This is a genomic window from Sorangium sp. So ce321 (assembly GCF_051530195.1).
In the GTDB taxonomy this organism is placed as follows: domain Bacteria; phylum Myxococcota_A; class Polyangia; order Polyangiales; family Polyangiaceae; genus Sorangium.
Genome location: NZ_CP150329.1, coordinates 11,897,279 through 11,923,183 on the forward strand (window position 1 = coordinate 11,897,279; position 25,905 = coordinate 11,923,183).

Annotated in this window: 20 protein-coding genes; 11 read left to right on the forward strand and 9 right to left on the reverse strand. The window is 73.3% G+C overall.

Annotated elements, in window-relative coordinates:
- Positions 1-37: 37 nt before the first annotated feature.
- On the reverse strand, positions 38-1,075 hold the full coding sequence (locus tag WME89_RS44105) for a hypothetical protein (protein WP_438005565.1): 1,038 nt from the start codon (positions 1,073-1,075) through the stop codon (positions 38-40).
- A 91-nt stretch (positions 1,076-1,166) separates the two neighbouring features.
- Entirely contained in the window at positions 1,167-2,165 is a 999-nt protein-coding gene (locus tag WME89_RS44110) for an NAD(P)H-dependent glycerol-3-phosphate dehydrogenase (RefSeq protein WP_438005566.1), read from the reverse strand.
- A 108-nt stretch (positions 2,166-2,273) separates the two neighbouring features.
- On the opposite strand from WME89_RS44110, the gene WME89_RS44115 reads away from it, so the two are divergent.
- From WME89_RS44115 to WME89_RS44130, 4 genes are all read left to right on the forward strand, one after another.
- Entirely contained in the window at positions 2,274-3,347 is a 1,074-nt protein-coding gene (locus tag WME89_RS44115; protein ID WP_438005567.1) for a hypothetical protein, read from the forward strand.
- Between the two features lie 330 nt (positions 3,348-3,677).
- Positions 3,678-5,021, forward strand: coding sequence for a signal peptidase I (lepB, locus tag WME89_RS44120; protein ID WP_438005568.1), 1,344 nt, complete (start codon positions 3,678-3,680; stop codon positions 5,019-5,021).
- Between the two features lie 200 nt (positions 5,022-5,221).
- Positions 5,222-5,896 (forward strand): hypothetical protein, encoded by a 675-nt coding sequence (locus WME89_RS44125; RefSeq protein ID WP_438005569.1) that lies wholly within the window; start codon positions 5,222-5,224, stop codon positions 5,894-5,896.
- A gap of 116 nt (positions 5,897-6,012) precedes the next feature.
- Positions 6,013-7,182 carry a zinc-binding dehydrogenase gene (locus tag WME89_RS44130; RefSeq protein WP_438005570.1) on the forward strand — a complete coding sequence of 390 codons (1,170 nt, stop codon included), beginning with the start codon at positions 6,013-6,015 and terminating at the stop codon, positions 7,180-7,182.
- A gap of 5 nt (positions 7,183-7,187) precedes the next feature.
- On the opposite strand, the gene kbl is transcribed toward WME89_RS44130, so the two are convergent.
- A complete protein-coding gene (kbl, locus tag WME89_RS44135) occupies positions 7,188-8,378 on the reverse strand; it encodes a glycine C-acetyltransferase (RefSeq protein ID WP_438005571.1) in 1,191 nt (396 codons plus the stop codon).
- A gap of 295 nt (positions 8,379-8,673) precedes the next feature.
- Between kbl and WME89_RS44140 the strand changes: the two genes are divergently transcribed.
- Entirely contained in the window at positions 8,674-9,768 is a 1,095-nt protein-coding gene (locus WME89_RS44140; protein WP_438005572.1) for a hypothetical protein, read from the forward strand.
- 32 nt (positions 9,769-9,800) lie between these two features.
- On the forward strand, positions 9,801-11,213 hold the full coding sequence (locus WME89_RS44145) for a DUF4331 domain-containing protein (protein WP_438005573.1): 1,413 nt from the start codon (positions 9,801-9,803) through the stop codon (positions 11,211-11,213).
- Positions 11,214-11,273: 60 nt separating this feature from the next.
- On the opposite strand, the gene WME89_RS44150 is transcribed toward WME89_RS44145, so the two are convergent.
- Positions 11,274-12,305 (reverse strand): hypothetical protein, encoded by a 1,032-nt coding sequence (locus WME89_RS44150; RefSeq protein WP_438005574.1) that lies wholly within the window; start codon positions 12,303-12,305, stop codon positions 11,274-11,276.
- Positions 12,306-12,776: 471 nt separating this feature from the next.
- Complete coding sequence (locus WME89_RS44155) at positions 12,777-13,286, reverse strand: hypothetical protein (protein WP_438005575.1); 510 nt, start codon at positions 13,284-13,286, stop codon at positions 12,777-12,779.
- Between the two features lie 11 nt (positions 13,287-13,297).
- Between WME89_RS44155 and WME89_RS44160 the strand changes: the two genes are divergently transcribed.
- Positions 13,298-14,311, forward strand: a complete 1,014-nt coding sequence (locus WME89_RS44160; protein ID WP_438005576.1) for an endonuclease/exonuclease/phosphatase family protein — start codon at positions 13,298-13,300, stop codon at positions 14,309-14,311.
- Positions 14,312-14,339: 28 nt separating this feature from the next.
- Here the strand turns inward: WME89_RS44160 and WME89_RS44165 are convergent, their stop codons facing one another.
- Together WME89_RS44165 and WME89_RS44170 are read right to left on the reverse strand one after the other, a co-directional pair.
- Positions 14,340-15,059 carry a hypothetical protein gene (locus WME89_RS44165; RefSeq protein WP_438005577.1) on the reverse strand — a complete coding sequence of 240 codons (720 nt, stop codon included), beginning with the start codon at positions 15,057-15,059 and terminating at the stop codon, positions 14,340-14,342.
- Positions 15,060-15,254: 195 nt separating this feature from the next.
- Entirely contained in the window at positions 15,255-16,259 is a 1,005-nt protein-coding gene (locus tag WME89_RS44170; RefSeq protein WP_438005578.1) for a polysaccharide deacetylase family protein, read from the reverse strand.
- Between the two features lie 570 nt (positions 16,260-16,829).
- Between WME89_RS44170 and WME89_RS44175 the strand changes: the two genes are divergently transcribed.
- Complete coding sequence (locus tag WME89_RS44175) at positions 16,830-17,312, forward strand: hypothetical protein (protein ID WP_438005579.1); 483 nt, start codon at positions 16,830-16,832, stop codon at positions 17,310-17,312.
- Here the strand turns inward: WME89_RS44175 and WME89_RS44180 are convergent.
- Positions 17,278-17,955 carry a ComF family protein gene (locus tag WME89_RS44180; RefSeq protein ID WP_438005580.1) on the reverse strand — a complete coding sequence of 226 codons (678 nt, stop codon included), beginning with the start codon at positions 17,953-17,955 and terminating at the stop codon, positions 17,278-17,280. The two genes, WME89_RS44175 and WME89_RS44180, sit on opposite strands and share 35 nt — an antisense overlap.
- Positions 17,956-18,212: 257 nt before the next feature.
- Here WME89_RS44180 and WME89_RS44185 point away from each other — a divergent pair, with 257 nt between their 5' ends.
- The 3 genes from WME89_RS44185 to WME89_RS44195 all read left to right on the forward strand — a co-directional run bounded on the left by WME89_RS44185 (position 18,213) and on the right by WME89_RS44195 (position 23,623).
- Complete coding sequence (locus tag WME89_RS44185) at positions 18,213-21,113, forward strand: GYF domain-containing protein (protein ID WP_438005581.1); 2,901 nt, start codon at positions 18,213-18,215, stop codon at positions 21,111-21,113.
- Positions 21,110-21,958: a hypothetical protein gene (locus tag WME89_RS44190; protein ID WP_438005582.1), complete on the forward strand. Its 849-nt coding sequence runs from the start codon at positions 21,110-21,112 to the stop codon at positions 21,956-21,958. The genes WME89_RS44185 and WME89_RS44190 overlap by 4 nt, the downstream gene beginning before the upstream one ends.
- A 195-nt stretch (positions 21,959-22,153) precedes the next feature.
- The gene (locus tag WME89_RS44195; protein ID WP_438005583.1) at positions 22,154-23,623 is read left to right on the forward strand and encodes an alginate export family protein; all 1,470 of its coding nucleotides are present in this window, start codon (positions 22,154-22,156) and stop codon (positions 23,621-23,623) included.
- A 180-nt stretch (positions 23,624-23,803) separates the two neighbouring features.
- Here WME89_RS44195 and ftsH read toward each other — a convergent pair whose 3' ends face one another.
- On the reverse strand, positions 23,804-25,750 hold the full coding sequence (gene ftsH, locus WME89_RS44200) for an ATP-dependent zinc metalloprotease FtsH (protein ID WP_437620818.1): 1,947 nt from the start codon (positions 25,748-25,750) through the stop codon (positions 23,804-23,806).
- Positions 25,751-25,905: the final 155 nt, after the last annotated feature.

The following is a 25,905-nucleotide window of genomic DNA, read 5'->3' on the forward strand; positions in this document are numbered from 1 at the left end:
CGGCCCCACGCAGCCGTGTTGTCCGGCGCACTGCGGCTTACCAGAGCTCTCCGAGGACGACCGCGCCCATGCCGCCTCGGTACGGCACGAGGCTGCCGCCGAGCACGCGCGCGAACGGGGGACGGGCGCGCTGCTCCTCGTTCGCGGCGACCTCGCCGGCGGGGTCCGGTTTGCCGAGAAACAATGCCCCCGCCACGAGGCCGAGGGTGCCCGCCGCGCCCTGGGCGATGAGGCCGCGGCGAGGATCGTGGTCGCTGCCGATGTACGCGAAGTAGATGGGCAATGACACAACAGTGCCGATGCCCAGGCCGCCCCACATCCACGCGAGCTGGTTCCACGAGGGCGTCCAGGCGATGGCCAGGCCGACGGCGCCCGCGGTCGCGACGTTGAAGCCGATCAGGCCGCCGAGCGAGACGCTGTCGTTCGACTCGCTCCAGCTGCCGTTGCTGGCGGCGGCCCCGAACTCGCTGCCGATGATGGTGCCCCACACGGCGCCCGACGCGAGGAGCATGTTGGTCTGCGGCTTGGGCCGGAGGAGGTAGTAGAACCCCAAGCCCGCCGCGCCGCCGACGGTGGAGCCGATCACCTCGGAGGTCGCGAGCCCGAGGAAGCCCCACTCCTTGCCTTTCCTCGCGGAGACGTACTGGTAGGAGGCGATCCCCAGCCCCTCGCCCGCGCCGATCACCATGCCCGTCGCGATCGCGGAAGGCAGGCCGCGCGGCATCGGCGGCTGGTCGAGGAAGTAGACGCCGACGGGCGCCGCGACGCCGAGGACGGCGGGCGCGATGAACTGCACGCCAGGGTCGTCGATGCCGGCGAGCGCGTCGAACCAGATGCCCGTCCCCACGCCGTAGGCCACGGACGTGGCGTAGAGATAGCCGACCTCGAGCGGCGTCGACTTCGGCTGGGTCTTCTTCTGCTGGGGCGGCGGATAGGTGTAGCCGCCGTACTGGCCCCCGTACGCGCCGCCCTGCTGGCCGCCGTAGGGCGGCGCGCCGTACTGGGCAGAGGCCGTCCAGCTGACGCTCGACACGAGGAGCGCGGAGAGGAGACTCGCGAGAGGTCGTGTGTTCATCGCGCCGCCACTTTACACGCTCGCGAAAGGCAACGCGCGCGCAGCGCGAGAAAATGCCTTCCCGCGGGCCGGCTCCGCGCTTCCTTCTCTCTCATTCCTTCGTGAGGGCGCGGGTCATCAGGTCGACGACGGCCTGCTGCGGCGGCTTCCCCTCGTAGAGCATGCGGTACACCTCGACCGAGATCGGCGCGCTCACGCCCAGCTTGTTCGCGAGCTCGTACGCGCTCTTGGCCGTCTTCACCCCCTCGGCGACGTGGCCGAGGCCGGCGAGGATCTCGTCGAGCTTCCGTCCCCTGCCCATCTCGAGGCCGACGGTGCGGTTGCGCGACAGCTCGCCCGTGCACGTGAGCACGAGGTCGCCCATCCCGGAGAGCCCGGCCAGCGTGAGCAGGTTCGCCCCCTTCGCCGCGGCCATGCGCGCCATCTCCGCGAGGCCGCGCGTGATGAGCCCGGCGCGCGCGTTGTGGCCGAGGCCGAGGCCGTCGCCGATGCCGGCCGCGATGGCGACGACGTTCTTGAGGGCGCCGCCCACCTCCACGCCCACGACGTCATCGGACCAGTAGACCCTGAACCGATCGGTCGCGAGCAGGCGCTGCACCGCGTGCGTCTCCCGCTCGCTCCTGCCCGCGACCACCACGGTGGTCGGCTGGCCGTCGGCGACCTCCCGCGCGAAGCTCGGGCCCGACAGGTACGAGAGCCGCGGCTCGACCGCGCGCCCGAGCTCGTCGACGAGCACCTCGCTCATCAGCATCAGCGAGTCGTTCTCGATGCCCTTCGTCGCGCTGCAGACGAGCGCGTCCCGCGGGATGTGGCGGCCGGCCTCACGGACCACCTCGCGCAGCGCGTGCGACGGCACGACCACGACGACGAGCTCCGCGCCGCGCAGCGCGTCCTCGAGGTCGTTCGTCGCGCGCAGGCTCTCGGGCAGCTCCACGCCTGGCAGGTACCGGTGGTTCTGGCGCTCGCGGCCGATCCGCTCGGCGAGCTCCCCCTGGTGCGCCCAGAGCGCGGTAGGGTTGCCCTTGTCCGCCAGCAACTTCGCGAGCGCCGTACCCCAGGCGCCGGCCCCGATCACTGCGACGTTCGCCATGGCGGCGACCCTACCACCCCCGGGCGCGCCGGGCCGAAAGCGACGTGACCCGCGCCGCGCGACGCGGCGCGCCGCTCGACCCGCCGGTGTTTCGTTTATGCTGCGCCCATGCTCCTCCGCACCGCCGCGCTGCGCGCGCTCGGCCTCGCGCTCTGCATCTCCCTGCTCGGGACGGTGTGCGGCGCGTGCGGCCAGGGGGCGCTCGGCGTCATGCCGGGCGTCGTGAACGATCCGGGGAACCTGTCCCTCCGCAGGGCCATCCTGGCCTTCGCGACGAGCCAGCTCTGCGGCGAGATGCGGAAGCGGAGCGTGCCGCTGCGCCTCCGCGACGACGATCCGGTGACGGGCCGGTTCTACCCGGGCTCCTGCGTCGCCCAGGAGCTCGCGAACGGCAACCTGTTCCTCCAGTTCGGCGGGAGCGGCGTGGTCTGGACCAACCTGACGAAGCGCATGAGCTTCGACGCGAGCGCCGCCGTCGAGTACGAGCACGACTTCCTGATGGATGGCGACACGATGTACGTGTACTTCCGTCAGCGCTCGACCACGGCGGCGACCTTCACGACCAGGCTCGTCGAGCAGCCCGCGGCCATCTCGCTCGGCGGCGTGTCGCTCGCCCAGGGCAGCGCGTACGCCAACGCGCTCGGCGCCCAGCTCGTGAAGACCGAGATCGCCCGTGGGTTCACGGTCATCCGCGACGACGACGGCGCGGTGCAGTTCGGCCTCGGCATCATCGAGAAGGGGCAGCGGCCCCGAGAGCCCTACCAGCGCCGCGACAACGGCCGGCTGCTCCTGGCGAACGAGCGCACCGAGGTGCACCAGGACCAGCGCGACTACATCGGCCCGCTCGAGATCACGGGCAGCGACGAGGCGATGACGCTCACGATCGCGATCGAGGGCGCGCCGGGCGTGGACGTGATCCTGGTGCCGCGCGGCAGCGGGGAGCAGTGGCTCCAGGCCTACCTGACGCAGCCGGCGCCGGCGCCGCTCGTCTCGGCCCCCCTGCTGGACGAGCCGGTGTACTCGGGCGCCCCCTGGCGGCGGACGGTGCCGCTGCCCGAGGGGCAGTATTACCTGGTCATCGACAACACGAGCGCCGCTGGGCGGACGCAGCCGACGACGTACGCCCGCGACGACCGGGCCGCCCTCGTGAGCTACGCCGTCGAGGTCGGGGACGCGCCGTGACGACGGCACCGCGCGTGGCGCGGGGGGACGACGACCAGCGCGGCGGAGATGGCGGATGGCGCCAACGGACCGCGTGTCGCTCTCCGCGCCTGCGCACTTGCCGCGGCGGGGGTCGGCGTATACATAAGCTCTCTCTTGCCGCCGCGCCCCGATGATCAACCCCAGAGCGTACCGTCGGTCGCGGCCAATCGGCCCTCAAGCTCGGAGTTCAGGCCCTCGATGAGGGGAAGCGCGAACCCGGAGCCCCGCGTCAGCGCGGCCAAGCCGGCCGGCGGCGCAGACCCACGCTCGGCCGGCAGCTCTCCGCCGCCCGGGGGCAAGGATGGCCGATTGCTGCGCTTCCTGTTCCACCTCGTGTGGATCTGCCTCGTGCCCTTCGCGCTCGCTGTCGCGAACGTCTGGCTGCTCACCCCGTCGTCCCCGGGCGCGAGCACCCAGCCGCTCCGCGTCTTCGTCGGCGAGCAGCAGATCCCGGCCGGCATCGTCCTCTTCACGATCTTCGCGATGATCCTCTGGCGGTTCCGCCACGACCTGCCGTTCGCGTCGGCGATCGGGGTCGGCGGCCGCCGGGACATCCCGCCGAAGGCGCGCGCCCGCTTCGAGGACGCCGCCGCGCTCCTGGAGGAGGCGCACCGCATCCTGCGCAGCCGCAAGCGCGAGGTCGAGCGCGAGCTGACGAGCGGCGAGCGCGAGCAGGTGGCGCAGGCGATCGCGTCGCTCGAGCGCGCGATGAGCGCCGAGACGTTCGACCCCGACGAGTTCGACGCCGCCCATAGCCGCGCCGACCGCGCGGTCGGCGAGCACCTCGGCCGCTGGCGCAAGGGCGAGATGCGCGAGTACGCGGAGTCGATCGGCATCGCCGTCGCGGTGGCGCTCATCCTGCGCGCCTTCGTCGTCGAGGCGTTCAAGATCCCGAGCGGCTCGATGATCCCGACCCTCATGGTCGGCGACCACATCTTCGTCAGCAAGTTCACCTACGGTCCGCTCATCCCGTGGACCGACCAGCGCCTCTTCTCCCGCCTGCCGCCGGCGCGCGGCGACGTGATGGTGTTCAAGTTCCCCGAGAACAAGGAGCAGGACTTCATCAAGCGGGTGATCGCCGTCCCGGGCGACACGCTGGAGGTGATCAACGGCCGGCCCATCCTCAACGGCTGGCTCGTCCCCCACTGTCACGTCGGTCCGTACCGCTACGAGAGTCGCCAGGCCGAGCTGTTCCTCGAGTACCTCGGGGACAGGTCGTACTTCACGCTCTACGACGCGAACCCCGACAAGACGATGTGCGTCGACAACGAGGACTGCACGCCGGGCCTGAGCTGTAGGGCCGGCGTGTGCGGCATCCCCCGAGGCCCGTTCAAGGTGGCCGAGGAGGAGGTCTGGGTGATGGGCGACAACCGCGACAACAGCCACGACTCGCGCGAGTGGCGCGGCAAGCTCGGCGCGGGCGTGCCCTTCGAGAACATCAAGGGACGCGCGATGTTCGTGTGGATGAGCCTCGGCCCGGGCGGCGGCTTCGCGCACGACCGCCTCTTCGTGAACGTGATGGGCCGCCCGAAGCTCCCGGGCGCGCACGAGGCCGCCCTGCATGACGGGCTCGACAGGTGCCTGCGGGAGCGTCCGCCCATCTCCGAGACGACCCCGCCGCCGCCGTCTGCGCGCGCGCCGGCCAAGCGCTGAGCTGCGCGGTCTGCGCGCTGATCGGCGCGCTCTGCGCTGATCGACGCTCGCTGCGATGGCCAGCGCGGCCCGCGCTGACCGACGCGCTCGCCGGATGACCGGCACGCACGCGGGGTGCGCTCCCCGTGGTGCTCGTGTACGGTGCCCTCGCCTCATGGTCGATGTAGCGAGTCCCCCGGCCCGAGGCGACGGAGGAGACGATGGCACGTACGGTCGAGATGTGGAGCCTGGTGCTCGCGGGCAGCTTGCTCGCCGGAGCAGGGTGCAGCAGGGAGGAAGCCTCGACGACGAGCGGAGCGGTGACGGCCACGGCGACCCCGGTGGCGCCGGCCACGCCAGACCTCACCGCGGGGTACGTGGCCACGTACCCGACCATGGAGCCCCAGCCCGGGCGCCGGCGCCTGCTGCAGCAGTTCGCCGCGTACCAGGCGGCGGACGCGAAGTCGAAGGAGCTCGCGCGGCTCGATAACGGCGCGATCGTCGACCTCAAGGCGAGCTACCAGGACTGGATGCTCGTCGCCTTCCAGAGCGGCGGCCAGCCCACGCTCGGGTGGATCGAGCTCAAGACCAACGACAGCCGCGCGACGACCGCGACGGAGGCCGACGCCCGAGCGGCGACCGCTGCCCCCAAGACGACGGGCGACGCGGGCGCCCCGACCGGCGGCGACGCGGGCACGACCGGCAGCGACGCGGGCACGTCGGGCACAGGCGCGGGCGCCGACGCGGGGACGACCGGCACGGGCGCAGGCGCCGACGCAGGGACGACCGGCGGCGACGCGGGCACGTCGGGCGCGGGCGCCGACGCGGGCGCGGCGGACGGTGGCACGGGGCGGCGCAAGATCGAGCTGAAGAAGCCGATCGAGCTGAAGAAGTAAGCACCCCCAGCGCAATTTTATGATGGCGCTCGCTCGTCCGCGCGCCACGCTACATGCGCCTGAGGCGCCCCTGCGCCAGCTCGGTGCGCCTCGAACCCAGACCTGGAGCCAGGCGCATGAGCGATACGATGTGGGCGCTTACGTACGATCGCGAGAAGGACCCGTGGGAGTCCACCGTCGGGCTGGTCAAGCGGCAGGTCGAGCGCCCGACGCTGGACGAGGGCAAGGACCCTCGCGACCGCGCGGGCGTGCTCGTTCAGCCGATCATGACCGGCTTCTGCGGCTCCGATCGGGGCATCTGGTTCCGCACCGCCTTCAAGGACATGATCTTCAGGTCGCTCGAGCGCGACAGGAAGTCGACGCGCGTCGTCGGCCACGAGCTGCTCGGCCGCGTCGTGGCCCTCGGCCCTGACGCGCGCCGGACCTTCGGCCTGGAGGTCGGCGACATCGTCTCGACCGAGAGCCACATCATCTGCGGCGCCTGCTACCAGTGCCGCGCCGGTGACACGCACGTGTGCGCCGACGACAAGATCATCGGCATCAGCGAGGACGGCTGCTTCGCCGAGCTCGTGAAGCTCCCCGCGAAGAACCTGTGGCGCACCGACGTCACCAAGATCCGCCCGGAGGTCGCCGCGGTGCAGGAGCCGTTCGGCAACGCCGTCCACGCGTGCACCAAGGTGAACCTCCGCGGCAAGCGCGTGGCCATCTTCGGCTGCGGCAGCATCGGGCTCTTCGTCGTCGCGATCGCGCGCGCGCTGGGGGCGACCTCCGTCATCGGCGTGGAGCCGTCCGAGGAGAACGCCGAGATGGCGCGCCGCCTGGGAGCGGACGTGGTCCTGCGCCCGAACACGGGGCGATCCGAGCGTCCCCACGCGAGCGACCCCGAGCTGACGGAGCGGCTCAGGGCGCTCACCGACGGCGTGGGCGTCGACGTCGCGCTCGAGATGAGCGGCTTCAACAGCAGCGTCAACAACGCCATCCGGGCGACGCGGCGCGGGGGCGACGTCATCCTCTTCGGGCTGAAGAGCGGCGACGCGGTCATCGAGGACTTCGACCGCGTCATCGTCAACGGGCTCACCCTCCACGGCGTGGTCGGCCGCCGCATCTTCGAGACGTGGCACATCACGCGCCACCTGCTCGAGTCGCGCTCCCCGAACATCCACGACCTCATCTGGGAGGTGATCCTGAACCGGGGCGAAGGGACCGTGTTCGACTTCAAGGACTACGACACGGCGACCTTCCAGGAGGCCATCTCGAAGCACCCGAAGGTAATCCTCCGTTACTGAGCCGCTCAGCCGACGACGCCGAGCTGGCGGCCGACCTTGCGGAAGGCGTCGATCGCCCGATCGACGTGCGCCGGCTCGTGCGCGGCGGAGAGCTGCACCCGGATGCGGGCCTCGCCCTTCGGCACGACGGGGTACGAGAAGCCGATCACGTAGATGCCCTCGGCGAGCAGCGCCTTCGCCATCTCGTTCGCGAGCCGCGCCTCGCCCAGCATGATCGGCACGATCGGGTGGATGCCCGGCTTGATGGTGAACCCGGCCTGCGTCATCCCCTGCCGGAACCGGCGCGCGTTCTCCATCACCCGCTGGCGCAGCGAGGGCTCCGCGTCGATGAGGTCGAAGACGGCGATCGAGGCGCCGGCGATCGCGGGCGCGAGCGTGTTGGAGAACAGGTAAGGCCTCGAGCGCTGCCGGAGCAGGTCGACGATCTCCTGCCGGCCGGTCGTGAAGCCGCCGCTCGCCCCGCCGAGCGCCTTGCCCAGGGTGGAGGTGATCACGTCGACGCGGTGCATGACCCCGCAGAGCTCCGCGGTCCCGCGCCCCGTCGGCCCGATGAACCCGGTCGCGTGCGAGTCGTCGACCATCACCATCGCGCGGTACTTGTCGGCGAGGTCGCAGATGGTGTCGAGCTTCGCCAGGAATCCATCCATCGAGAAGACGCCGTCCGTGGCGATGAGCCGGAGCCGCTTGCCGGCCGTGTTGCGGAGGATCTCCTCGAGCGCGGCCATGTCGCCGTTCGGGTAGCGGTGCCGCTCGGCCTTGCAGAGGCGGATGCCGTCGATGATCGACGCGTGGTTCAGCGCGTCCGAGACGACGGCGTCCTCCTCGCCGAGGAGCGTCTCGAACAGCCCGCCGTTCGCGTCGAAGCAGGACGAGTAGAGGATCGTGTCCTCGGTGCCGAAGAAGCGCGCGATCCTGGACTCGAGCTGCCGGTGCAGGTCCTGCGTTCCGCAGATGAACCGGACGCTGGAGAGGCCGAATCCGTGCGAGTCGATCGCCTGCTTCGCCGCGCCGATGACGGCCGGGTGCGACGACAGGCCGAGGTAGTTGTTCGCGCAGAAGTTGAGGACCTCGGCGCCGCCCTCGGTCCGGATCGCCGGCCCCTGCCGCGTCGCGAGGATCCGCTCTTCCTTGTAGAGACCCGCCGCACGGATGTCCTCCAATGCCCGTGCATACAGTGACCGAGCGACATCGAACATGGATGTCCTTATAAAACGGGGCTGTCGGCGGGTCGACGGGGGAAGGGCGTCCGGCCCGCCCGCGCGGCGTCGCTGCCAGGCCTGAGCGCCGGCGGGCGTCCCCGGACACGGGAGGCAGGGTGCGCGCGGCTTTCTCGCGCGCGGCGCGGCCGCGGCCTACTCGACCCGGGAGGGCCGTGGCAAAACGGGTCGCGTCCGGCGCAGCGCGTCCGTTCGGCTGACGCAGCGCGCGCCAGCGAGCGAGCCACGCGAGCCGCAGGGGCGGCGACGACGGGCGACGGCGGGAGGAGCAGGCATGACGGAAGCCAGGGGGGACTTCCGGCGAAGCGCCGGTGTGCTGTGCGCTGTCGCGTCGCTCGCGGCCGCCGCGGGCAACCCGGGTTGCAGCCGCGCGAAGGACGCGCCTGGACGGACGGACGCGAGCTCCGCCGGCGGGACGGGAGGCGCGAGCGTCGCGAGCGGGACCGGGGGCGGGGGCGGGGGCAGCGCAGGGGGCGACGCGCCCTACGCGATCGCGCCCCTCGCCCCGGCGCTCGCCTTCGACGCGACGCCGGACGCCGGCGCGGCGTCCGTGTACTTCACCGGCGTCGACGCGAGCGGCAGGGCCGGCGTCTTCAGGGTCAGCGCGCGCGGCGGGGCGAGCGCCGCCGCGATCGCGGTCGGCCCGCCGTTCGTCGCGCCGCTCGGGATCGCGGCGAGCGCGGACGGCGGCCGCCTCTTCGTGGCCGATCCGGGCGCGGGCAGCTCGGCGCTCGACGACGCCGGCGCCCTCTTCGCGATCGAGCTGCCCGGCGGCGCCGTCGCGCCGGTCCAGGGCGGCGAGGGGCTCCGCGCGCGGGGGCTGGAGGTCGCCCACAGCGCGGACGGCGAGGTGCGGCTCGTCTTCTCGGGGCGCGCTCGCGAGGGCGGCCAGCCCGGCGTGTTCTCCGTGCCGGCGCGCGGCGGCGAGGCCTCCGCGATCGCGACGGGGAGCCCGCTCGTCGACCCGAGCGGCGTCGCCGTCGCGCGCGGGGGCGACGTCTTCGTCTGCGACCCCCTCGCGAGCCCCGACGGCACGGCGACCATCTTCAGGATCGAGGACGGCTTCGTGAGCCCGTTCGCGACCGGGCTGCACGTCGGCTACCCGTGCGGCCTCGCGCTGACGCGAGACGACGCGGCGCTGTTCGTGCTCGCGCGCGACGTGAGCCGGGGCGCGGACGAGGTCGTGCGGATCGAGGTGGCGTCCGGGGCGCGCTCGACGGTGGCGACCGGCGCCGCGCGCCGCGACGAGCCCGGCGGCCTGCACCGGGCCAAGGCCGCCGACGTCTTCGCGTTCGTCGATGCGTCCGTCGAGGCGTCCGTCGATCACGGAGCCGAGGAGCAGGGCTCGGTGTTCCTGCTCAGCCAGTGAGCCGCAGAGGAGCGATGGGAGGACCCGCACGCATGATCCACCGACCGTCGCGCGCCGCCGCCGCCTTCGCGGCATCGGTCGCGCTCAGCGCACCAGGCCTCGCTGCAGCGTCGAGCCACCGCGAGGCGCCGGCCATCGCGAGGGACCCGGCCGCCGACAACACCGATCTGTACGCGTGGGTGGAGGGCAGCAACCTCGTGATCCTCGCGAGCTACATCCCGCTCGAGGAGCCCGCCAGCGGGCCGAATTTCCACGGCTTCTCGGACGACGTGCTCTACGAGGTGCACATCGCCCGCGGGCCGTCGAGCCTCGAGGACGCGCTGACGTACCAGTTCCGGTTCTCGACCACGCCGTACGGCGCGGCGGATCCGGCGGGGCTCACCCCGGCGCCGAGCGGCGGCAACGAGTTCTTCTCGCAGCTCGCGGGCGCAGAGCAGACGTACACCGTCACGAAGATCGAGGGCGGGGCGTCGACCGTCATCCTGGCCGGCGCGCCGGTCGCGCCGCCCAACATCGGGAGGCGAACGAACCAGCTCGCCTACCAGATCACGGGCGGCGGCTACCCTGCCTTCGCGACGTCCTCCAAGTTCCTCAAGCAGATGACCGGCGGCGAGGGGCGCGCCTGGGTCGGACCGCGCGACGACAGCTTCTACGCGGACCTCGGCCACGGGTTCGACCTCGCGGGGCTTTGCCCGCTCCTGGCCGCGCCGAACCCGTCGTGCACCGCGCGCGACAACCTCGCCGGCTTCAACGTGCACACGCTCGCGCTCGAGATCCCGCTGGCGATCGCGAACGGCGGATCGGAGCCGACGGCGGGGCCGAGCGACCAGCAGACGCTCGGCATCTGGGCGTCGGCGAGCCGACGCAAGGTGCGGATCCTGCGCGCGAACGGCAAGGAGGACGGGCTCGGTCCCTGGGTCCAGGTGTCGCGGGTCGGGCTGCCGCTGATCAACACCTGGATCATCGGCCTGCAGGACAAGGACAGGTACAACCGCGCGCACCCGCGCGACGACCTCGCCAATTTCGGGGCCTACTTCCTGAACCCGATCCTGGTGCGCGACGCGGAGTTCGCCGGCCTGTACCGGGCCGGTCAGCCGCTCGCCGCCTTCGATCCCGAGGCGCTGAAGCAGAACCGGACCGACCTCATCGACACGTTCAACCTGAAGCCCGCGCGCCTCGGGGGACACAGCCTGGAGACCGTGGGCGACGTGCTCCGGATCGACCTCGGGATGCCGTCGGGCTTCCCGAACGGCCGCGCGCTCGTCGCCGGCGCGGACCACGAGCAGACCGACGTCACCGACACCCTGCTCACGCTCCTCCTGACCGGCGCGCCCGGCGCGACGGCGGGCGACGGCGTCGCCGCGAACGACGCGCGGTTCCTCCCGGCCTTCCCGTACCTGGCGACGGCCTGGGAGGGCGCGACCCAGGGCCATTTCAAGCCCTGAGCTGCGCGGCTCGGCGCGGCACGGCGGGGCGCTCGCCGGTCGCGGCGCCGCGCGGGCCGGTCACCGCGCCGCGCAGCGCTTCGCGCACACGCCGCCCGCGCCGCCAGCGACCGCGGCGCGCCCGTCCGGGCGAACGCAGGCGGCGCGGCACTCGGCGTCGCGCGCGCAGGCCTCGCCCTCGGCCCTCGGCGCGGCGCAGCGCCCGTCGACGCAGCGCGCGCCAGGCGCGCAGAGCCCGCCCAGGCAGGCGGCGCCGATCGGAGGGAGCGGCGCCTCGCTGCAGCGCGCGTCGACGCAGCGGCGGCCCCGCCCGCACGCGGCGTGGGCCTCGCAGCGGCCGCCGAGCGGGACGTCGTCCGCGCACGCGCGCCCGGCGCAGTGGCCGCGGCACTCGGGGTGCGCGTCCGCGTGGCGCGACTGGCGGGTGACCGCGGCCAGCGCGTCGACGGAGAGGCCGCAGGGGCCCGCGGCGCGCGGGGGGCGGCAGGACCCCGCGTCGGTGGGGCCGGCGCCCTCGCAGCGCAGCCCGTCCACGCACTCGAGCGACGAGCGGCACCGCGCCCCCTCGCCGAGCGCGCCCCGCACGATCCCCTCGCACGCCGGCGGGACCGGGGCGGCGAGCGGAGAGACCCAGTCGCAGCCCTCGAGCGACCGATCCATCGCCTCGACGCAGCGGGTGACCTCGTCGGACGACAGCGTCACCGCCCCCGCGCGCGCCGCGAAGCTCAGCGCGCGCGCGCACTCCGCGGCGGCATGGAAGCCGGCGCGGTCGCCGCAGCACGCCGCCTTGCGCCGCGCGGGCAGCGCGTGCAGCGCCTCGCAGAGCCGGGCCGCGAGCGGCTCCGGCGCGCCGTCGGCCCTCGGATAGACAGGGGCGACCTCATCGCCGTCGGCGCCGTCGGCGGGCGCCGCCGGCGACGACGCCGCGCTCGCGCCGGCGTCCTCGGTGGACAGCGCGCTCTCGCCGGACGCCGCGGCCGCGCCGGCGTCCGGCGAGCTCCGCTGCGCGCGCGCGCACGCGGCGCCGAGCTGCATGATCAGCGCCGCGGCGCAGAGCCGCCGCAGGCGGTCGCCATCCGTCGAGACAGGCAATGCGATCTCCTCCGCGCTGCGCGCTGACGATCGATCGAGCGATGCGCTGGAGCGGCGAGCTTGCCGGCGCAGGCCGACGCGGCAAGCTCTTTCGCGATCGGATCGAGCACGCGACGCCACGGCGAGCGGCGCGGCTCGCCCCGGGCGGAGATCCTACGCGCCGGGAGGTCAGCGCTCCGATGCTGCTCCGATGCTGCGACGAAGGGGTTGCCTCTTCGCCTGCGCTGCCCTGAGCGGAAGCCTCGGCTGCATCGAGCGATCGCGCGCCGACGCCGGACCAGGAACCCCAGGTTCGACATGACGGGAGCCGCCGAGGCCGAGCAGCTGCTCACCCGGCGCAAGCGCCGCCCCGGCTCGCTGACGGGCATCGCGAGGAGGGGCTCGCGACGTGATCCATGGCTGAGCTCGCGAGTCAGGCCGACACGGCCTGCGTCATGGCTGAGCTCGCGAGTCGGACCGACACGGCCTGGACTAGATGTCGTATTTCACCGTCGATGGGACCACCAGCGGGGGAGGAGCGATCGCGGGCTGCGATGGCGCGGGAGCGGGCTCGTCGGCGGGGTCAGCGCCCGGCTGGCTCTTGGGTGGCTGGCCATGGAGCTCCCGGAGCCGGGCGGGCGCGGGCTCGATGGCCGTGGGGGCCTCTTCTAGTCCCTCCGCGGGCGCGACAGGGGGCACGCTCACCGCGGGCGGCGGTGGGACGAACATCCGCGGCACCTGGATGGAGCGGGCGATCGACGCGACCTCCGGGAAGCTCGTGGCCATCCGCTCGACAAATGCCGCACGGGCCGCATCATCGGGGGCGCTCGCCGAGGCTTTCGCGACGCGCAGCGCCGACCAGAGCTCGTAGTACCAGGCGGAGAGGGAGGCATGCGCTTCCAGCAGGTCACGAATGGTATCCTCGGAAACGATGATGTTCTTGCCCATGGGCGAGAGGATACATGACCGAGCGGCGCCTCCCACCTGGTTCGAACGGCTCAACACCCGAGGATATGGCACCCGAACGCGCCTCCACGAGCGCGGCGCCAGGCGCTCGCGGAGGCGGCGAGCCGCCGGGCGACGGCGCGACGCCGCTCAGGATCATCACCTATAACGTCCGCTACTTCGGGCACGGCACGCGGGGCATCGCCTCGACCAGCGCCGCGATCACCCGCATCGCGACGACGCTGGCGCGGCTGTCGCCGCTGCCCGATCTCGTGTGCCTCCAGGAGGTAGAGACCCAGTCGCTGCGCTCCTCGACGATGAACCCGCGGTGGCATCCGGAGGAGACGCAGCTCGATCGCCTGATGACCGAGCTGCACGCGGCGCTGGCGCAGCGGGAACGGCCCGAGCGCTACGTCGCGTATTACTTCCCCGCGCACACCTACCGGCTCACGTCGCGGACGAACATCTACACGACCGGGCTGGCGGTGATCGCGCGCGACACGTTCCGCATCGGACACCACAACGCGGAGCGCCCGCACGACATCACCCACCGGCGGAGGGTCAAGAGCCTGAAGCAGACGCGCATCTGCGCGCACGTGTCGTTCGAGCACGAGAGCGGGCAGAGCTTCGATGTGTTCAACACGCACCTCAGCCTGCCGAGCGTCTTCTCGCGGGAGTTCTGGACCGGCGAGGCGCGGATGGGGTTCGGGCCGAATCAGCTCGAGGAGGCGAGGGTGCTCGCCGATTTCGTCCGGCGCGAGCGGCGGAGCGACAACTTCGTCGTGGTCGGCGATTTCAACTCGCTGCCGGGCTCGCCGGTCGACCGCTTCCTGCGCGAGGAGATCGGCTTCGTGGACGCGTTCGCAAGGGTCCGCTGCCTCTCCGAGAGCGAGGCGCGCGCGTTCCCGACGGCCGGCTTCATGAACCTGCGCATGCACCTCGACCACGTGTACTCGTCCGAGCGCCTCCAGTGGCTCGACTTCGCGGGCACGCACCCGTTCGGGCACGGGGGCGATTTCGCCGGGCTGTCCGATCACGTCCCCTTGATCGCGCGCTGCCGCCTGCCGGGCGGCCGCGGCTGATCGCCGCGCGGCGCGGCGCGGCCGGCGCTCACCCCGGAAGCCAGAGCAGGTCGTCCATGATGGGCTCGAGGCACGCGGAGATCTGAGGCCCGAGATCGCCGCCGCACGCGAGCTTGCCGAAGCAGGCGCGGACCTCCTGCCGGCCGCGGCTGTTCATCGCGCCGATCGCCCGCTCGAGCTGCGGACCGAGCCCGTCCTCCAGGCTCTGCCGGCAGGTGTCGTAGTCGAGGTCTCCGCACCCCGCGAGGCGACCGCAGAGGACGGCCATGAACGGGGCGAGATCGGACCGGGGGAGCGTCGTGGCGGTCATCGCCTCGGAGCCGCAGCGGCTCACCTCCTCTGCGTAGCCCGGGGTGAAGGGGTCGCCCTCGAACCGCCGCAGCGCTGCCAGCGAGCACTCCGAGGTCTCGCGGAGCATCCTCGGCGAGGCCATCGTCGTCATCCGGGTGCACTCCTCGAACTTCGGCCAGCCCCTCGCCTGCTCGGTGGCGCGCTCGTAGAGCTCCTCGAGGTACACGCACCACGCGCGCTGGGCCTCGCGCTGCTCGCGCTGCTCGAGGGTGGCCTTCTGCGCGCTCCGCCCATCGCGCGCCCCCGGCGCGGGCCGCGCTGGCGCCTGCGCCGAAGTCGCGCGCGGCGGCGAGCCGCCACACCCCGCGGCGAGGGCTGCGGCGAGCAGCGAGGCCGCGCCGAGCACGGCGGCGGCGGCGGCGGCGCGGAAGCTGGGACCAAGGAGCGTGCCTTTCACGAGAGCCTCCCTTCGTCGAACAGGCTGCGAAGCAGCTTTTCTGGCCCCTGGAGGCCATGCGCGTGCAGAACCGGCCCAGCGACGGTGCACGTGCACAGCCCAGGCCACGCGCGCCGGTCGAGGCGCTGCCGGGCGAGCGGCGGCGCTGCCGTGCCCGGCGCGCGCGGCGGTCCGCGCCGCGCGGGCGCTGCCCGGTCAGCGGCCGGCCCGTGAGCCAGGCCGCTGGCCGATGAGCAGCTTGAGCTTGAAGAGCGCGCCGATCTGCCCGCGGTCCATGGCGACGCGCGGGAAGTTCAGGGGATCGAAGGACGAGAGCATGCAAAGGCCGGAGTTGTTGGTGAAGCCGAGCTCGAAGCCGGCCTCCTCGACGGCGCGGTGGAACGCGCCGCACAGGCTGTACCCGACGGGGTACGCGACCGCGTGCACGGCCTCGTTCAGGGCCTCGGAGAGCACGCGGCGGGAGCGCGTGAGATCGCGCGTGACCTCGTCGGGTGACAGCGTCTGGAGGACGCGGTGCCGGTGCGAGTGCGACTGCACGTCCATGCCCGCCCGCCGCAGCGCCGCGATCTGCTTCCAGCCCATGATCGTCCTGGCCGCGAGCGCGCGCTCCTCGCAGCGGTCGAGCGACACGCCCGTGCGGCGCTCGATCTCGTCCCACAGGCGGTCGATGTCGAGGCCAGAGGTGCGCTTGATGGCCTGGCAGACGCGCGTCGCCGCCGCGATCGGGTCGCGCAGCGGCTCGAGCACGAGCGTCGCGGGGTAGGCGATCTCGACGCGCGCTCGCCGGCACCGGTGCATGAGGAGCGCGACGCGATCCCACCAGTAGAGGCGCCCGCTGTCGGGGTACTCGGTGGCGATGAAGAACGTGGCCGTGACCCCTGCGCGCTCCAGGAGGGGCAACGCGACGTCGTGGTTGTCCTGGTAGCCGTCATCGAACGCGACCATGACGGGGTTCGGCGGGAGCCTCCGTCCCTTCGCGAGGAGCCGCACGTCGCGGAGCGAGACGACCGTGCAGTGCGTCTTGATGACCGCGAGCTGCTCCTCGAACTCGCGCGCGCTCACCTCGGCGACCCCGGGATCGAGCTCGGCCACGTCCGAGGGCTCCGCGATGCGGTGGTAGGTGAACACGGAGAGCACCGGCAGCCGGAGCTTCGCGCGCAGCCACAGGAAGCGGTCCAGGAGCCCGAGGGTGTCGAGCACCCCGGCGGCCAGCGCTCGACGGCCGAGCGGTATCCCCCTGCGAACCTGCGTCAGTGGATGTGCGACGACGTACACGAATGTATTCCAGCATACAATCAACGTGTGCGCTTGCTCTGGGGAGCGGATCCGACGGGAACGCCTGGGTGGGCCGCTGGGCGGGAGAGTTCGCTTCGGCAGGGGACGGTCCCGCTACACTGGCGGCCGATGTTCTCGACGGACGCGCCTCAACCTGGGTCGGCGGACGCGCCTCAACCTGGGTCGGCGGACGCGCCTCAACCTGGGTCGGCGGGCGCGCCTCAACCTGGGTCGGCGGGCGCGCCTCAACCTGGGTCGGCGGGCGCGCCTCAACCTGGGTCGGCTGAGAGCCGTCCGTCGATGCCGCTCTCGCCGCTCGGAACGATCGGGGTTGCGCTGGTGACGGCGGCGGTCGTGTTCGCGCTGGGGGTCCACTCGGTCGAAACAGTCCTGCCCGAAATGGCGGCTCGGAGCCGAGCGGCTCCGCCGGCGAATGCGGCTGCGGCTGATCCAGCGAGCACCACCGACATGGAGCCGAGGCAAACGGCCGTTCCCATGCAGACGGCACCCTCGTCGTCAGCAAGCACGAGCGACAGCGCTGCGCGGCAAGCGCCGCCTCCCCCTCCATCGCCGCCAGCCACCGAGGCCGTCCCGCCGCCAGCCACCGAGGCCGCCCCGCCGCCAGCCGCCGAGGTCGTCCCGCCGCCAGCCACCGAGGTCGTCCCGCCGCCAGCCGCCGAGGTCGTCCCGTCGCCAGCCGCCGAGGCCCTCCCCCCTCCACCGCAGCCCCCCGCCCAGGCTACCGCGAGCGCCCCCGTCCCCCGGAGCGGCCATGGCCTGCTCAAGCTCAACGCGTCCCGGGACGCGACCGTCTACGTGACGGGCGTGGCGGTGGGGCCCAGCAACCAACCCATCGAGGTGCGCTGCGGGCGCTTCTTCGTGCGGCTCGGCGAGCCGACACCCAAGGGCACGCGGTGGCTCACCGAGGGCAGGACCGTCATCATCAAGTGCGGCGCGCTGACAGAGGCGAGCTTCTGAGCTCGTCCGCGCCGCTCTCGGCGGCAGCCACGACGAGGTACGTGACCGAAGCCGCCCCCGCGCCGAGGAGCGCGTCGCGACACGCCGCGAGCGTGGCGCCCGTGGTCGCCACGTCATCGATCAGCGCGACCCGCCGGTGCTGAACCCGCTCCGGCGCGCGCACACGGAACGCTCCCGCCACGTTCAGCAGGCGAAGATCGCGCGAGAGCTGCGCCTGCTGCGCTGTGGAACGGACACGGCGCAAGGCCCGCGGCGCGAACGAGGCGGCGAGTCCGTCAGCGACATGCGCGGCCAGCAACGCCGCCTGGTTGTAGCCGCGCTCGGCGAGACGGCGCGGATGCAGCGGGACCGGAACGACGACGTCGGCGCGCATCCCTGCATCGCGCGCCGCGCCGAGCAGCAACCGACCGAGCGGACGCGCGAGATCCGGACGATCGCCGTACTTGAAGCGCCGGATCCCCTCGGCCAGCGCCCCGGCAAACGGAGCGAACGCGACGAGACCGGCATCGGCGGCGCTGGCGCCGATCGCCCCCGGCGGCGGACGCTCCGTGTAAGGAACGGCGGTTCGCGCGCAGTCAGCGCAAAACACCGCGGTATCCGCGATGGGCTCATCACAGCCAGCGCAGGACGGCGGGCTGAGCACGCACCCAGCGGCGGCGGCCAGGGCGAGGACTGCGGCGACGACGGCACGGGAAGGACTCATCGGCTACCTGCGCGATCTTCGTCGGGAGTGAACGCACAGTTGCGTGAGCGGACGAAAGAAGATCTCTTTGCAAAGGACGCGCGGTACGATCACCACGTCGTGGATCACGTCTTGAGATTCCGGCGCTCCCGCAGCTGGAGGAGGGGCCCCCGTTGAGCGCGTGGCGGTGGACGGATGAGCGCGGTGTCCAGCGGCAGGTGAGCACTGCCGAGCTGCGAAGCGCGCTGGCCTCCGGCGTCATTCCGGGATCCACGCTGGTCTGGCGCCAGGGCATGGCGGCGTGGGCTCCCGCGTCCAGGCAGCCGGAGCTCGCCGACGCCGCCCAGCTCCGGCGCAAGCCAGAGGCGAGCGCCGCTACGCCGGAAAAGCCCGCCGTCGCCAGGGACCCCGCTCGCGAGAGCGGTGTGGAGCTGGATCTCGAGCTCGGCGACGATCTGGGTCCGGCGCCCGCCCGCGGTGGTCAGCGCACCAGCCCAGCGCCGTCGCGCACGTCCGCGGACGACCGGAAGCCCGCCGCGCCGGCGAACCGGGCGACGACGCGACCTCACCCCCCGCCCCCGCCGCCGCGCAAGCGCGAGTCCATGAGGACGCTCACGGGGGTCGACGCGCCGGCCAGCGCGCCAGCCAGCGGCCCGAGCGCGCCGATCGTCGTCCCGGCTGCGGGCGGCACGTTCGACGCGGGGGTCGCCCGCGCGATCACGCAGCTGCCCCGCTACGACAGCTCCACCGCGAACGACGCGTCAGCGCCGCTGATCCCCCGTGCGCCGAAGCTCCCCTCGGCGCCGGAAGAAAGCGAGGAGACCTCGGCCGATCAGCGCCCGGCCGGAGACGCAGCCACCGCCGCAGGCGACGCGAGCGCCAGGACGGACGACGTGCCTGCAGCGCCGAAGCGGGCACCAGGCGCGGCCGCGCCCAGCAGGCCCGGCGCGGCGCCGAGGGCCGCGGGCGCCCTGACCTCGCGCGCCGCGGCGAGACCGCCCCCGCTGCCACCTCGGCTCTCCGGTCGCGACGCGGCGCCGGCAGGCGCTGCGCCGGGCAACCACGGGCGCGGCGCGGCGGGCGGCGCGGACGAGGGCGCCGGCAGGCCCCCCTCCGCGGTGCCGCCGGCGCCGTCGAGCTCCAGCCGGGGCACGAAGCGCCCCGCGTCCCCCGCGGGGCGCTCGGTGCCGCCACCTCCAGTTCCGGTCCGGTTCCCCGCCATCCCTGCGAAGGCCCCTGCAGCCGCACGCGCGCCCGGAGCGCCGGACCAGGCGGCGGCCGGCGCAAAGCCCCTCCTCCGCCTCGGCGCGCTCCCCGCACCGCCGCCGCGCCCTCCTGCGGAGGTTCCCCGCGCGACGCAGCCCGTGGCACCGCCGCCCCTGCCCCCCTCCGCGCCCTCGTCCGACGCAGCGCCTGGCGCGAGCGCCGCCATGGCGCTCGCGTCCCCTGGACCTCGATCCGCGAGCCCCGCTGCGCCCCCCGACGGTCCCCTGCCCGGCGGCGCCGAGGCCGCGGCGACCAGCGACAGCCGGGCTCCGTCGACCACCCGCGCTCGCGGCGAGGCCCCGGAGCCCTCCGCCACGGCGCCCCACGGCGAGACCAAGGAGCTTGCCGCGGCGCCGGTGCCCGACGAGACGAAGCGCTCCCCGCTGCCCGAACCGCCGGCCGGGCGCCGCGAGTACGCGACCATCCCTTCGGTCGGCGTCGGACCGGGCGCGCCGCAGGGGCACCCGGCGGCGCGCTCGTGGCCAGGCTTGTTACCCGGGCTCCCGGGCCCGCAGCGCAGCCCGGCAGGCGCCGACGCGTCCCCGATGATGCCGGGCCAGCGGGGCGATCGCAGCTCGGCCATGGGAGCGAGCAACGGCTCGCCAGCGCTCGATCCGCGCGCGCCCTCGGCGCGGCGCGCCGAGCCGCCTCGCGCGGGCGCGCAGAGCTCGCGGGCTCCGGGCGGCGGCAGGCCGCTCTCCACGGCCGTGTCCGTGCAGGTCTCCTCGCTCGTCGGCATCGGCGGGGCAGCGGTGCTCATGAGCGTCGTCGCCTTCTTCGCGGGCCGCCACTCCGTCGCGGCGACCCGGAGCGCGCCGGTCGAGACCGCGCGCCCCGCGCTCGCCGCCGCGCAGGACGTCGCGCGCGCGGCGATCCCCGTCCCGCCGAAGCCCTGCTGGGTGGCGCGCCAGCCGCAGCAATGGGCGCCGCTCGTGGCGAAGAGCATCCCCTTCGAGGTCACGGCGACGAAGGGCGGCAAGCTCGCGGTGGGCTACGCCAAGAGCTCCATGGAGGCCGTCGGCCTCGAGATCGATCCGGCGACCGGCGAGCGGAGCGAGCGCTTCTCGAACCGAGAGGCCGCCGACATCGTGAGCATCTCGCCGGTGGAGGACAGCTTCACCGTGCTGACGGCGGCGCAGCAGGCCATTCGCTCGCCGGTCAATGTCCCGGGGCCGAGGCCGTTCGTCGTCGGGCTCGCGGAAGGCGCCGTGGTGGCGGCCGACAACCCCGGGGCCGCGCCCCTGTCGCTCTGGCCCGTGCAAGGCGACGAGCCGCTCGAAGCGCCGCGCGCGATCGCGGCCGGGTCCCGCGGCTACGCGGTCGCGTTCCGCCGCGAGAAGGCCGTGTGGGCGGGCTGGCTCGACGCCGAGCGCAAGCCCCTCGGTGAGCTCACCAGGATCGCGGGCTCCGGAGGCGCGGTCGGCAAGCCGTCACTCGGCTGGAACGAGCGCGAGCTCGCCGTCGTCTTCGCGGACCGGCCGGCCGACGGGCGATGGGAGATCCGCGCCGGGCAGGCCGCTCCGGGCACCATCCCCGGCTCCACGCAGGTGATCCCGCTGCCCTCCGGGGGCCCCGGCGGCGACGCGTTCGCGCCGGACATCGCGGGGCTCGCCGACGGGCGCTGGCTCCTCGTGTGGACCGAAGGCCCTCCGGGGAGCCGCGCCATGCGCGCGCAGACGCTGGCCTCCAACCTGTCCCCGATCGGAGACCCGATCGCGCTCTCGCCCCCGGCCGGGAACTTCGGGCAGGGCGTGCTCGGGGTCGCGCCGCGATCGGGCTACGTGGGCGTGGTGTTCCTCTCGAAGCCCGCCGCGAGCTACGAGCTCTGGGGGGTCATCCTGCAATGTGGATGACGAGGCTCCCGGATCGCGCAGGCCGGCTCCGCGGTGCCGCGCTCGCGCTGCTGCTCGTCGCGCCGCACGCGCCCCTGCTGGTCGCGTGCGCCGCGCAGGTCTCGCAGCTCGAGCAGGGGCGGGCCATCCGCACGGGCAAGCAGCCCTATGACGAGTTCTTCGAGGCCGCGCGGGCGCTCCGCGAGGAGTCGCTGAAGGCCGAGGAGCTCGCGGGCGAAGCGCACGGCGAGCTCGCGCGGGCGCTGGGTCTCGATCCGAGGTCGACCGGCGACGCGACGCTCGAAGCGACGCGCGCGCGCGCCGCCAAGCTCCGTGAGGCAGGCGTGGTGCTCCGCGTCGAGCTCGTGCCAGAGGCGCGGCTCGTGAGCGCCCGCGGCGGGCGCGCGCTCGACGCGGAAGACAGGAGCGTCATCGAGGCGGTCGAGGCATCGCTGAAGGGCTCCCTCGCGGCGTCGAAGCAGCTCGGCGAGCTGTCGAGGCGCGCCGCGGAGCTCGAGAAGAAGCGGGCGTCGCTCGCAGCGACGTCGGACGAGGCGCTGGCGAGCGACCCGCGGCGCCGCGAGGTGAAGCGCGAGCTCGAGGCGGCCGAGCGGGTGCTCGCCGAGGCGGGCGCGGTCGCGGATCGGCACGCCGGCAGGGCGTCGAAGCTCGCGCTCGACCTGGTGCTCGCGTTCGATTCGGGCGCCGCTCCGGCGCAGCGCCGAGCGACGAGCCGGCCGTCGCCGAGGCAACCGGCCGGAAGCGCGAGGGGGTCGCCGCAGCGCGGGAGCAGCGCTGGGGCCGCGCCGCAGCCGCCGAAGCCGCCGCCCCCGCCGTCGCACGACGGGGACGATTTCGATCCCTGACGCCCGCGCGGCGCGAGGGCTCGCCTAACCAGGCTACGGCGCAGTCGGACAGGAGTGGAGCTCCTTCCCCACTTGTCCGACGAGCATCGGGACGCCTATCCTCCGCGAGCGTATCCAGGAGCGCGGCCGCCTGAACGCCGCGCGCCAGGCCGCGCACCTGCCGTTCGACGACCCCGCGCTCCGGCCCTCCCGCTGATGATCCGATCCCTGCCGTTCGCCTCCATCGCTCTGGGATCGGCGTTCCTCGCCCCGGCGCTCGCGCCCCGGACGGCGGCGGCGCAGACGTCCCCGCAGTCGGAGGGCGTGCCCCTCGGCGGGTTCACGTTCCGCCCGTCGGTGGAGCTCCGGCTGCGCGGCGAGTTCCGCCGGTACCCCGTCGACACGGGCGGCGACATCTACAGCTCGAACGCGGTGCTCGCCGAGGGCTTCGGGGGCGCGCTGCCGCCGCTCCTCGACACCGGAAACGTCGTCAGGACCCAGTGGTTCCTCGCGCAGCGCGCGCGCCTCGGGCTGACCGTCGAGCGCGGGCCCATCACGGGCGTCGTCACGCTGCAGGACGCGCGGCTCTGGGGGAACGACGACGCGATCTTCGTCGGCGCGGGCGAGCCAGCCCTCCCGGACACGTCGCCCTACGAGGCTTACGTCGATCTGCACACGCGCTCGGGACGCCGCGCGTTCCTCCGGCTGGGCCGGCAGCGGATCGAGTGGGGGGATGGACGCCTCATCGGAGCGGACGACGAGACGCTCACCGCGCGCTCGCTCGATGGGGTGCGCGCGGGGGTGCAGCTCGGCAATGTCGACCTCGAGGCGATGGCCGTGCTCCTCGCGGCGCCAGGCGGCGCCCCGCCCGAGGTGGCCGGGACGCGCAAGCCCATCTCCGCCGGGACCGGGACCCAGCTCTATGGACTGAACGCGATCTGGCACGTCGCTCCCCTGCTCCACCTCGAGGCCACGGCGCTCGCGCGCATCGCCCGGGAGCCGCGCCCGAGCTGGATCACGCCCGGGGATACCGTCGTCCTCGACGCGCGCGTCTCCGGCGACCGCCGGGGCTTTCGCTATGCGGTCGAGGGGGCCTACGAGCTCGGCCGTGTCGCCACGTTCGCGGACGACCGCCCTCTCGGCGCGTTCGCGGCCGCTGCCCGCGCCGAGCTCGAGACGTCCCTCCCCGCCCACCTCACCTTCAGCGCGCGCGGCGCCTACGCCACCGGCGACGACGGCGCGCTCGAGGTGGGCGCGACGCAGCGCCGCTTCGATCCGATCCTGCCCGACGCGCAGGACAACCACGGCCTCATGGGGCTCTACGCGTGGTCCAACGTGCTCGAGGCGGGCGGCGGCGTCCGCGCCTCCCCGTTCGAGGCGATGACCATCGCCGCCGGCTATGCGTTCGTCGGCCTCGCCTCGCCGAGGGGCAGGTGGGTGACCGCGCGCCTCCTCCCCGTCGGCGCCGCCGAGGACAACGAGAGCCGGACGCTGGGCCACGAGATCGACGCCTCGCTCTCCTTCCAGCCCTGGGAGCCGCTGCGCTTCGCCGTCGGCTACGGCCTGTTCCTCTTCGGCGACGGCGCCCAGGCGATCTTCCTGAAGGCGAACCGCGCGAACGAGGACGGCCGCCCGGCCGACCTGCAGCACTGGGCGTTCCTGCAGGCGACGCTGCGCGCGCCCTGAGCTGGACCGGGCGCGCGCCGGCCGCGCGTCGCTGCTCTCTGTCGTCGCGTGCCGCGCCGGCCGCGCGTCGCTGCTGTCTGTCGTGGAAGGGGGATCGAGGGGTCTCACGTGCCGCGCGGTCGCGCGGCACCGGCGCGGGGGCTGCCCGAGGGTCGGGCGCTGCCCCCGCGCGGCGCTGGATCAGGTGCTCGGGGCGGGCTTCGGGGTGCCGAAGATGCTGGCCGCGCGGCGCTTCTCCTTGGCGGCCCGATCGCGATCGCTGTAGCTCGGGATCACGACGCGCTGGCGCTGCGGGAGCTCGCGGCCCGAGACGATGGCGTCGACCTCCTCGGCGTCCAGCGTCTCGCGCTCGAGGAGCGCCGTGGCGAGCCGCTCGAGGATCTCGCGGTTGTCCGTGAGGAGCCGCCGCGCCTCGGCGTGGCCGTCGAGGATGAACCGCCGCACCTCGTCGTCGATCTGGTTGGCGATCGTCTCCGAGTAGTCGCGGCGCCGGCTCGTGAAATCGCGCCCGAGGAACACGCTCTCCTCGTCCGCGCCGTACGAGATCGGGCCGATGACGTCGCTCATGCCGAACTCGGTCACCATGCGCCGCGCCAGGTTCGACGCCTGCTTGATGTCGTTGCCCGCGCCCGTCGTGAACTGGCCGAACATGAGCTCCTCCGCCACGCGGCCGCCCATCAGCACCGAGAGGCGGGCCTTGGCGAAGTCGCGCGACATGCTGAGCCGGTCCTCCTTCGGGAGCTGCTGCGTGAGGCCCAGCGCCGGCCCGCGCGGGATGATCGTCACCTTGTGGACCGGGTCCGAGAACTTCTCCAGCAGCTTCGCGACCAGCGCGTGCCCGGCCTCATGGTAGGCCGTGGTCCGCTTCTCCTCGTCGCTGATGACCATGCTGCGGCGCTCGGCGCCCATCAGCACCTTGTCCTTGGCCATCTCGAAGTCGATCATCGAGACGACGTCCTTGTCCTGGCGCGCGGCGAGGAGGGCCGCCTCGTTGACCAGGTTCTCGATGTCGGCGCCGACCATGCCGGGTGTGCCCCTGGCCAGGATCTCCATGTCGACGTCGGGGCCGAGCGGGACCTTCTTCGTGTGGACCCGGAGGATGCCCTCGCGGCCGCGCACGTCCGGCCGGTTCACGACGATGCGCCGGTCGAAGCGGCCAGGCCGCAGGATCGCCGGGTCGAGGACGTCGGGGCGGTTCGTCGCGGCGACGATGATCACGCCCTCGTTCGACTCGAAGCCGTCCATCTCGACGAGCAGCTGGTTTAGCGTCTGCTCGCGCTCGTCGTGACCGCCGCCGAGGCCCGCGCCGCGGTGGCGGCCGACCGCGTCGATCTCGTCGATGAAGATGATGCACGGCGCGTGCTTCTTGCCCTGCTCGAAGAGGTCGCGCACCCGGCTCGCGCCGACGCCGACGAACATCTCGACGAAATCCGAGCCGGAGATCGAGAAGAACGGCACGCCCGCCTCGCCGGCGATCGCGCGCGCGAGGAGCGTCTTGCCCGTCCCGGGGGGGCCCATCATGAGCACGCCCTTCGGGATCCGGCCGCCGAGCTTCTGGAACTTCTTCGGGTCCTTGAGGAACGCGATGATCTCCTCGAGCTCGTCCTTCGCCTCGTCGATGCCCGCGACGTCGGCGAACGTCACCTTGTTCTGCGCCTCGCTGAGCAGCCGGGCGCGCGACTTGCCGAAGCTCATCGCCTTGCCGCCGCCGGCCTGGAGCTGGCGCATGAACAGGTAGAACATCACGAGCAGGAAGATCGTCGGCAGGAGGTACATGATCGCCCCCGGCCAGAACGGCGACGCCTCCTCCTTCTCGAAGTACACGGCGACCTTGTTGTCGACGATCGTCTTCGTGATCTCGTCGGCGTTGTCAGGCCCGATCGTGACCTTCTTGGTCTTCGCTCCGCTCTTCGGGTCCTTGACCCAGAAGGTGTACTCGCGGTCCTTGATCGTGACCGACTCGACGTGCGGATCCTTGTCCTTGGCCTCGACCTGGACCTGGGCCATGAACTCGCTGAATGCGACGGGCGTGGCGGGCGGGCGATCCGGGCTCAAGAACTGCCAGATCGCCAGGAACATCATGATCAGCAGAACCCAGAGCAGCAGCGTCTTGTGCGATTGCTTCACGAGGACCCTCTAAACTCGCGCGGCGAGCCGGCGTGTACCGAAATTGTACGCGTGTTCCAGTCAGCATGCCACCCGTCAGCTCGGTCGTCGACCGCGGGTACTCCCCGCGGTGACACAGCGAAAAACAGGCGCTCGGCCCTTCGACAGCGCGCCGC

Coding starts and splice junctions, on each gene's coding strand:
- WME89_RS44175 (WP_438005579.1), top strand. CDS start 16,830: ATGCAGACGGCACCCTCGTCGTCAGCAAGCACGAGCGACAGCGCTGCG.
- WME89_RS44105 (WP_438005565.1), bottom strand. CDS start 1,075: ATGAACACACGACCTCTCGCGAGTCTCCTCTCCGCGCTCCTCGTGTCG.
- WME89_RS44130 (WP_438005570.1), top strand. CDS start 6,013: ATGAGCGATACGATGTGGGCGCTTACGTACGATCGCGAGAAGGACCCG.
- WME89_RS44160 (WP_438005576.1), top strand. CDS start 13,298: ATGGCACCCGAACGCGCCTCCACGAGCGCGGCGCCAGGCGCTCGCGGA.
- kbl (WP_438005571.1), bottom strand. CDS start 8,378: ATGTTCGATGTCGCTCGGTCACTGTATGCACGGGCATTGGAGGACATC.
- WME89_RS44115 (WP_438005567.1), top strand. CDS start 2,274: ATGCTCCTCCGCACCGCCGCGCTGCGCGCGCTCGGCCTCGCGCTCTGC.
- WME89_RS44190 (WP_438005582.1), top strand. CDS start 21,110: ATGACGAGGCTCCCGGATCGCGCAGGCCGGCTCCGCGGTGCCGCGCTC.
- WME89_RS44140 (WP_438005572.1), top strand. CDS start 8,674: ATGACGGAAGCCAGGGGGGACTTCCGGCGAAGCGCCGGTGTGCTGTGC.
- WME89_RS44110 (WP_438005566.1), bottom strand. CDS start 2,165: ATGGCGAACGTCGCAGTGATCGGGGCCGGCGCCTGGGGTACGGCGCTC.
- WME89_RS44145 (WP_438005573.1), top strand. CDS start 9,801: ATGATCCACCGACCGTCGCGCGCCGCCGCCGCCTTCGCGGCATCGGTC.
- WME89_RS44125 (WP_438005569.1), top strand. CDS start 5,222: ATGGCACGTACGGTCGAGATGTGGAGCCTGGTGCTCGCGGGCAGCTTG.
- WME89_RS44195 (WP_438005583.1), top strand. CDS start 22,154: ATGATCCGATCCCTGCCGTTCGCCTCCATCGCTCTGGGATCGGCGTTC.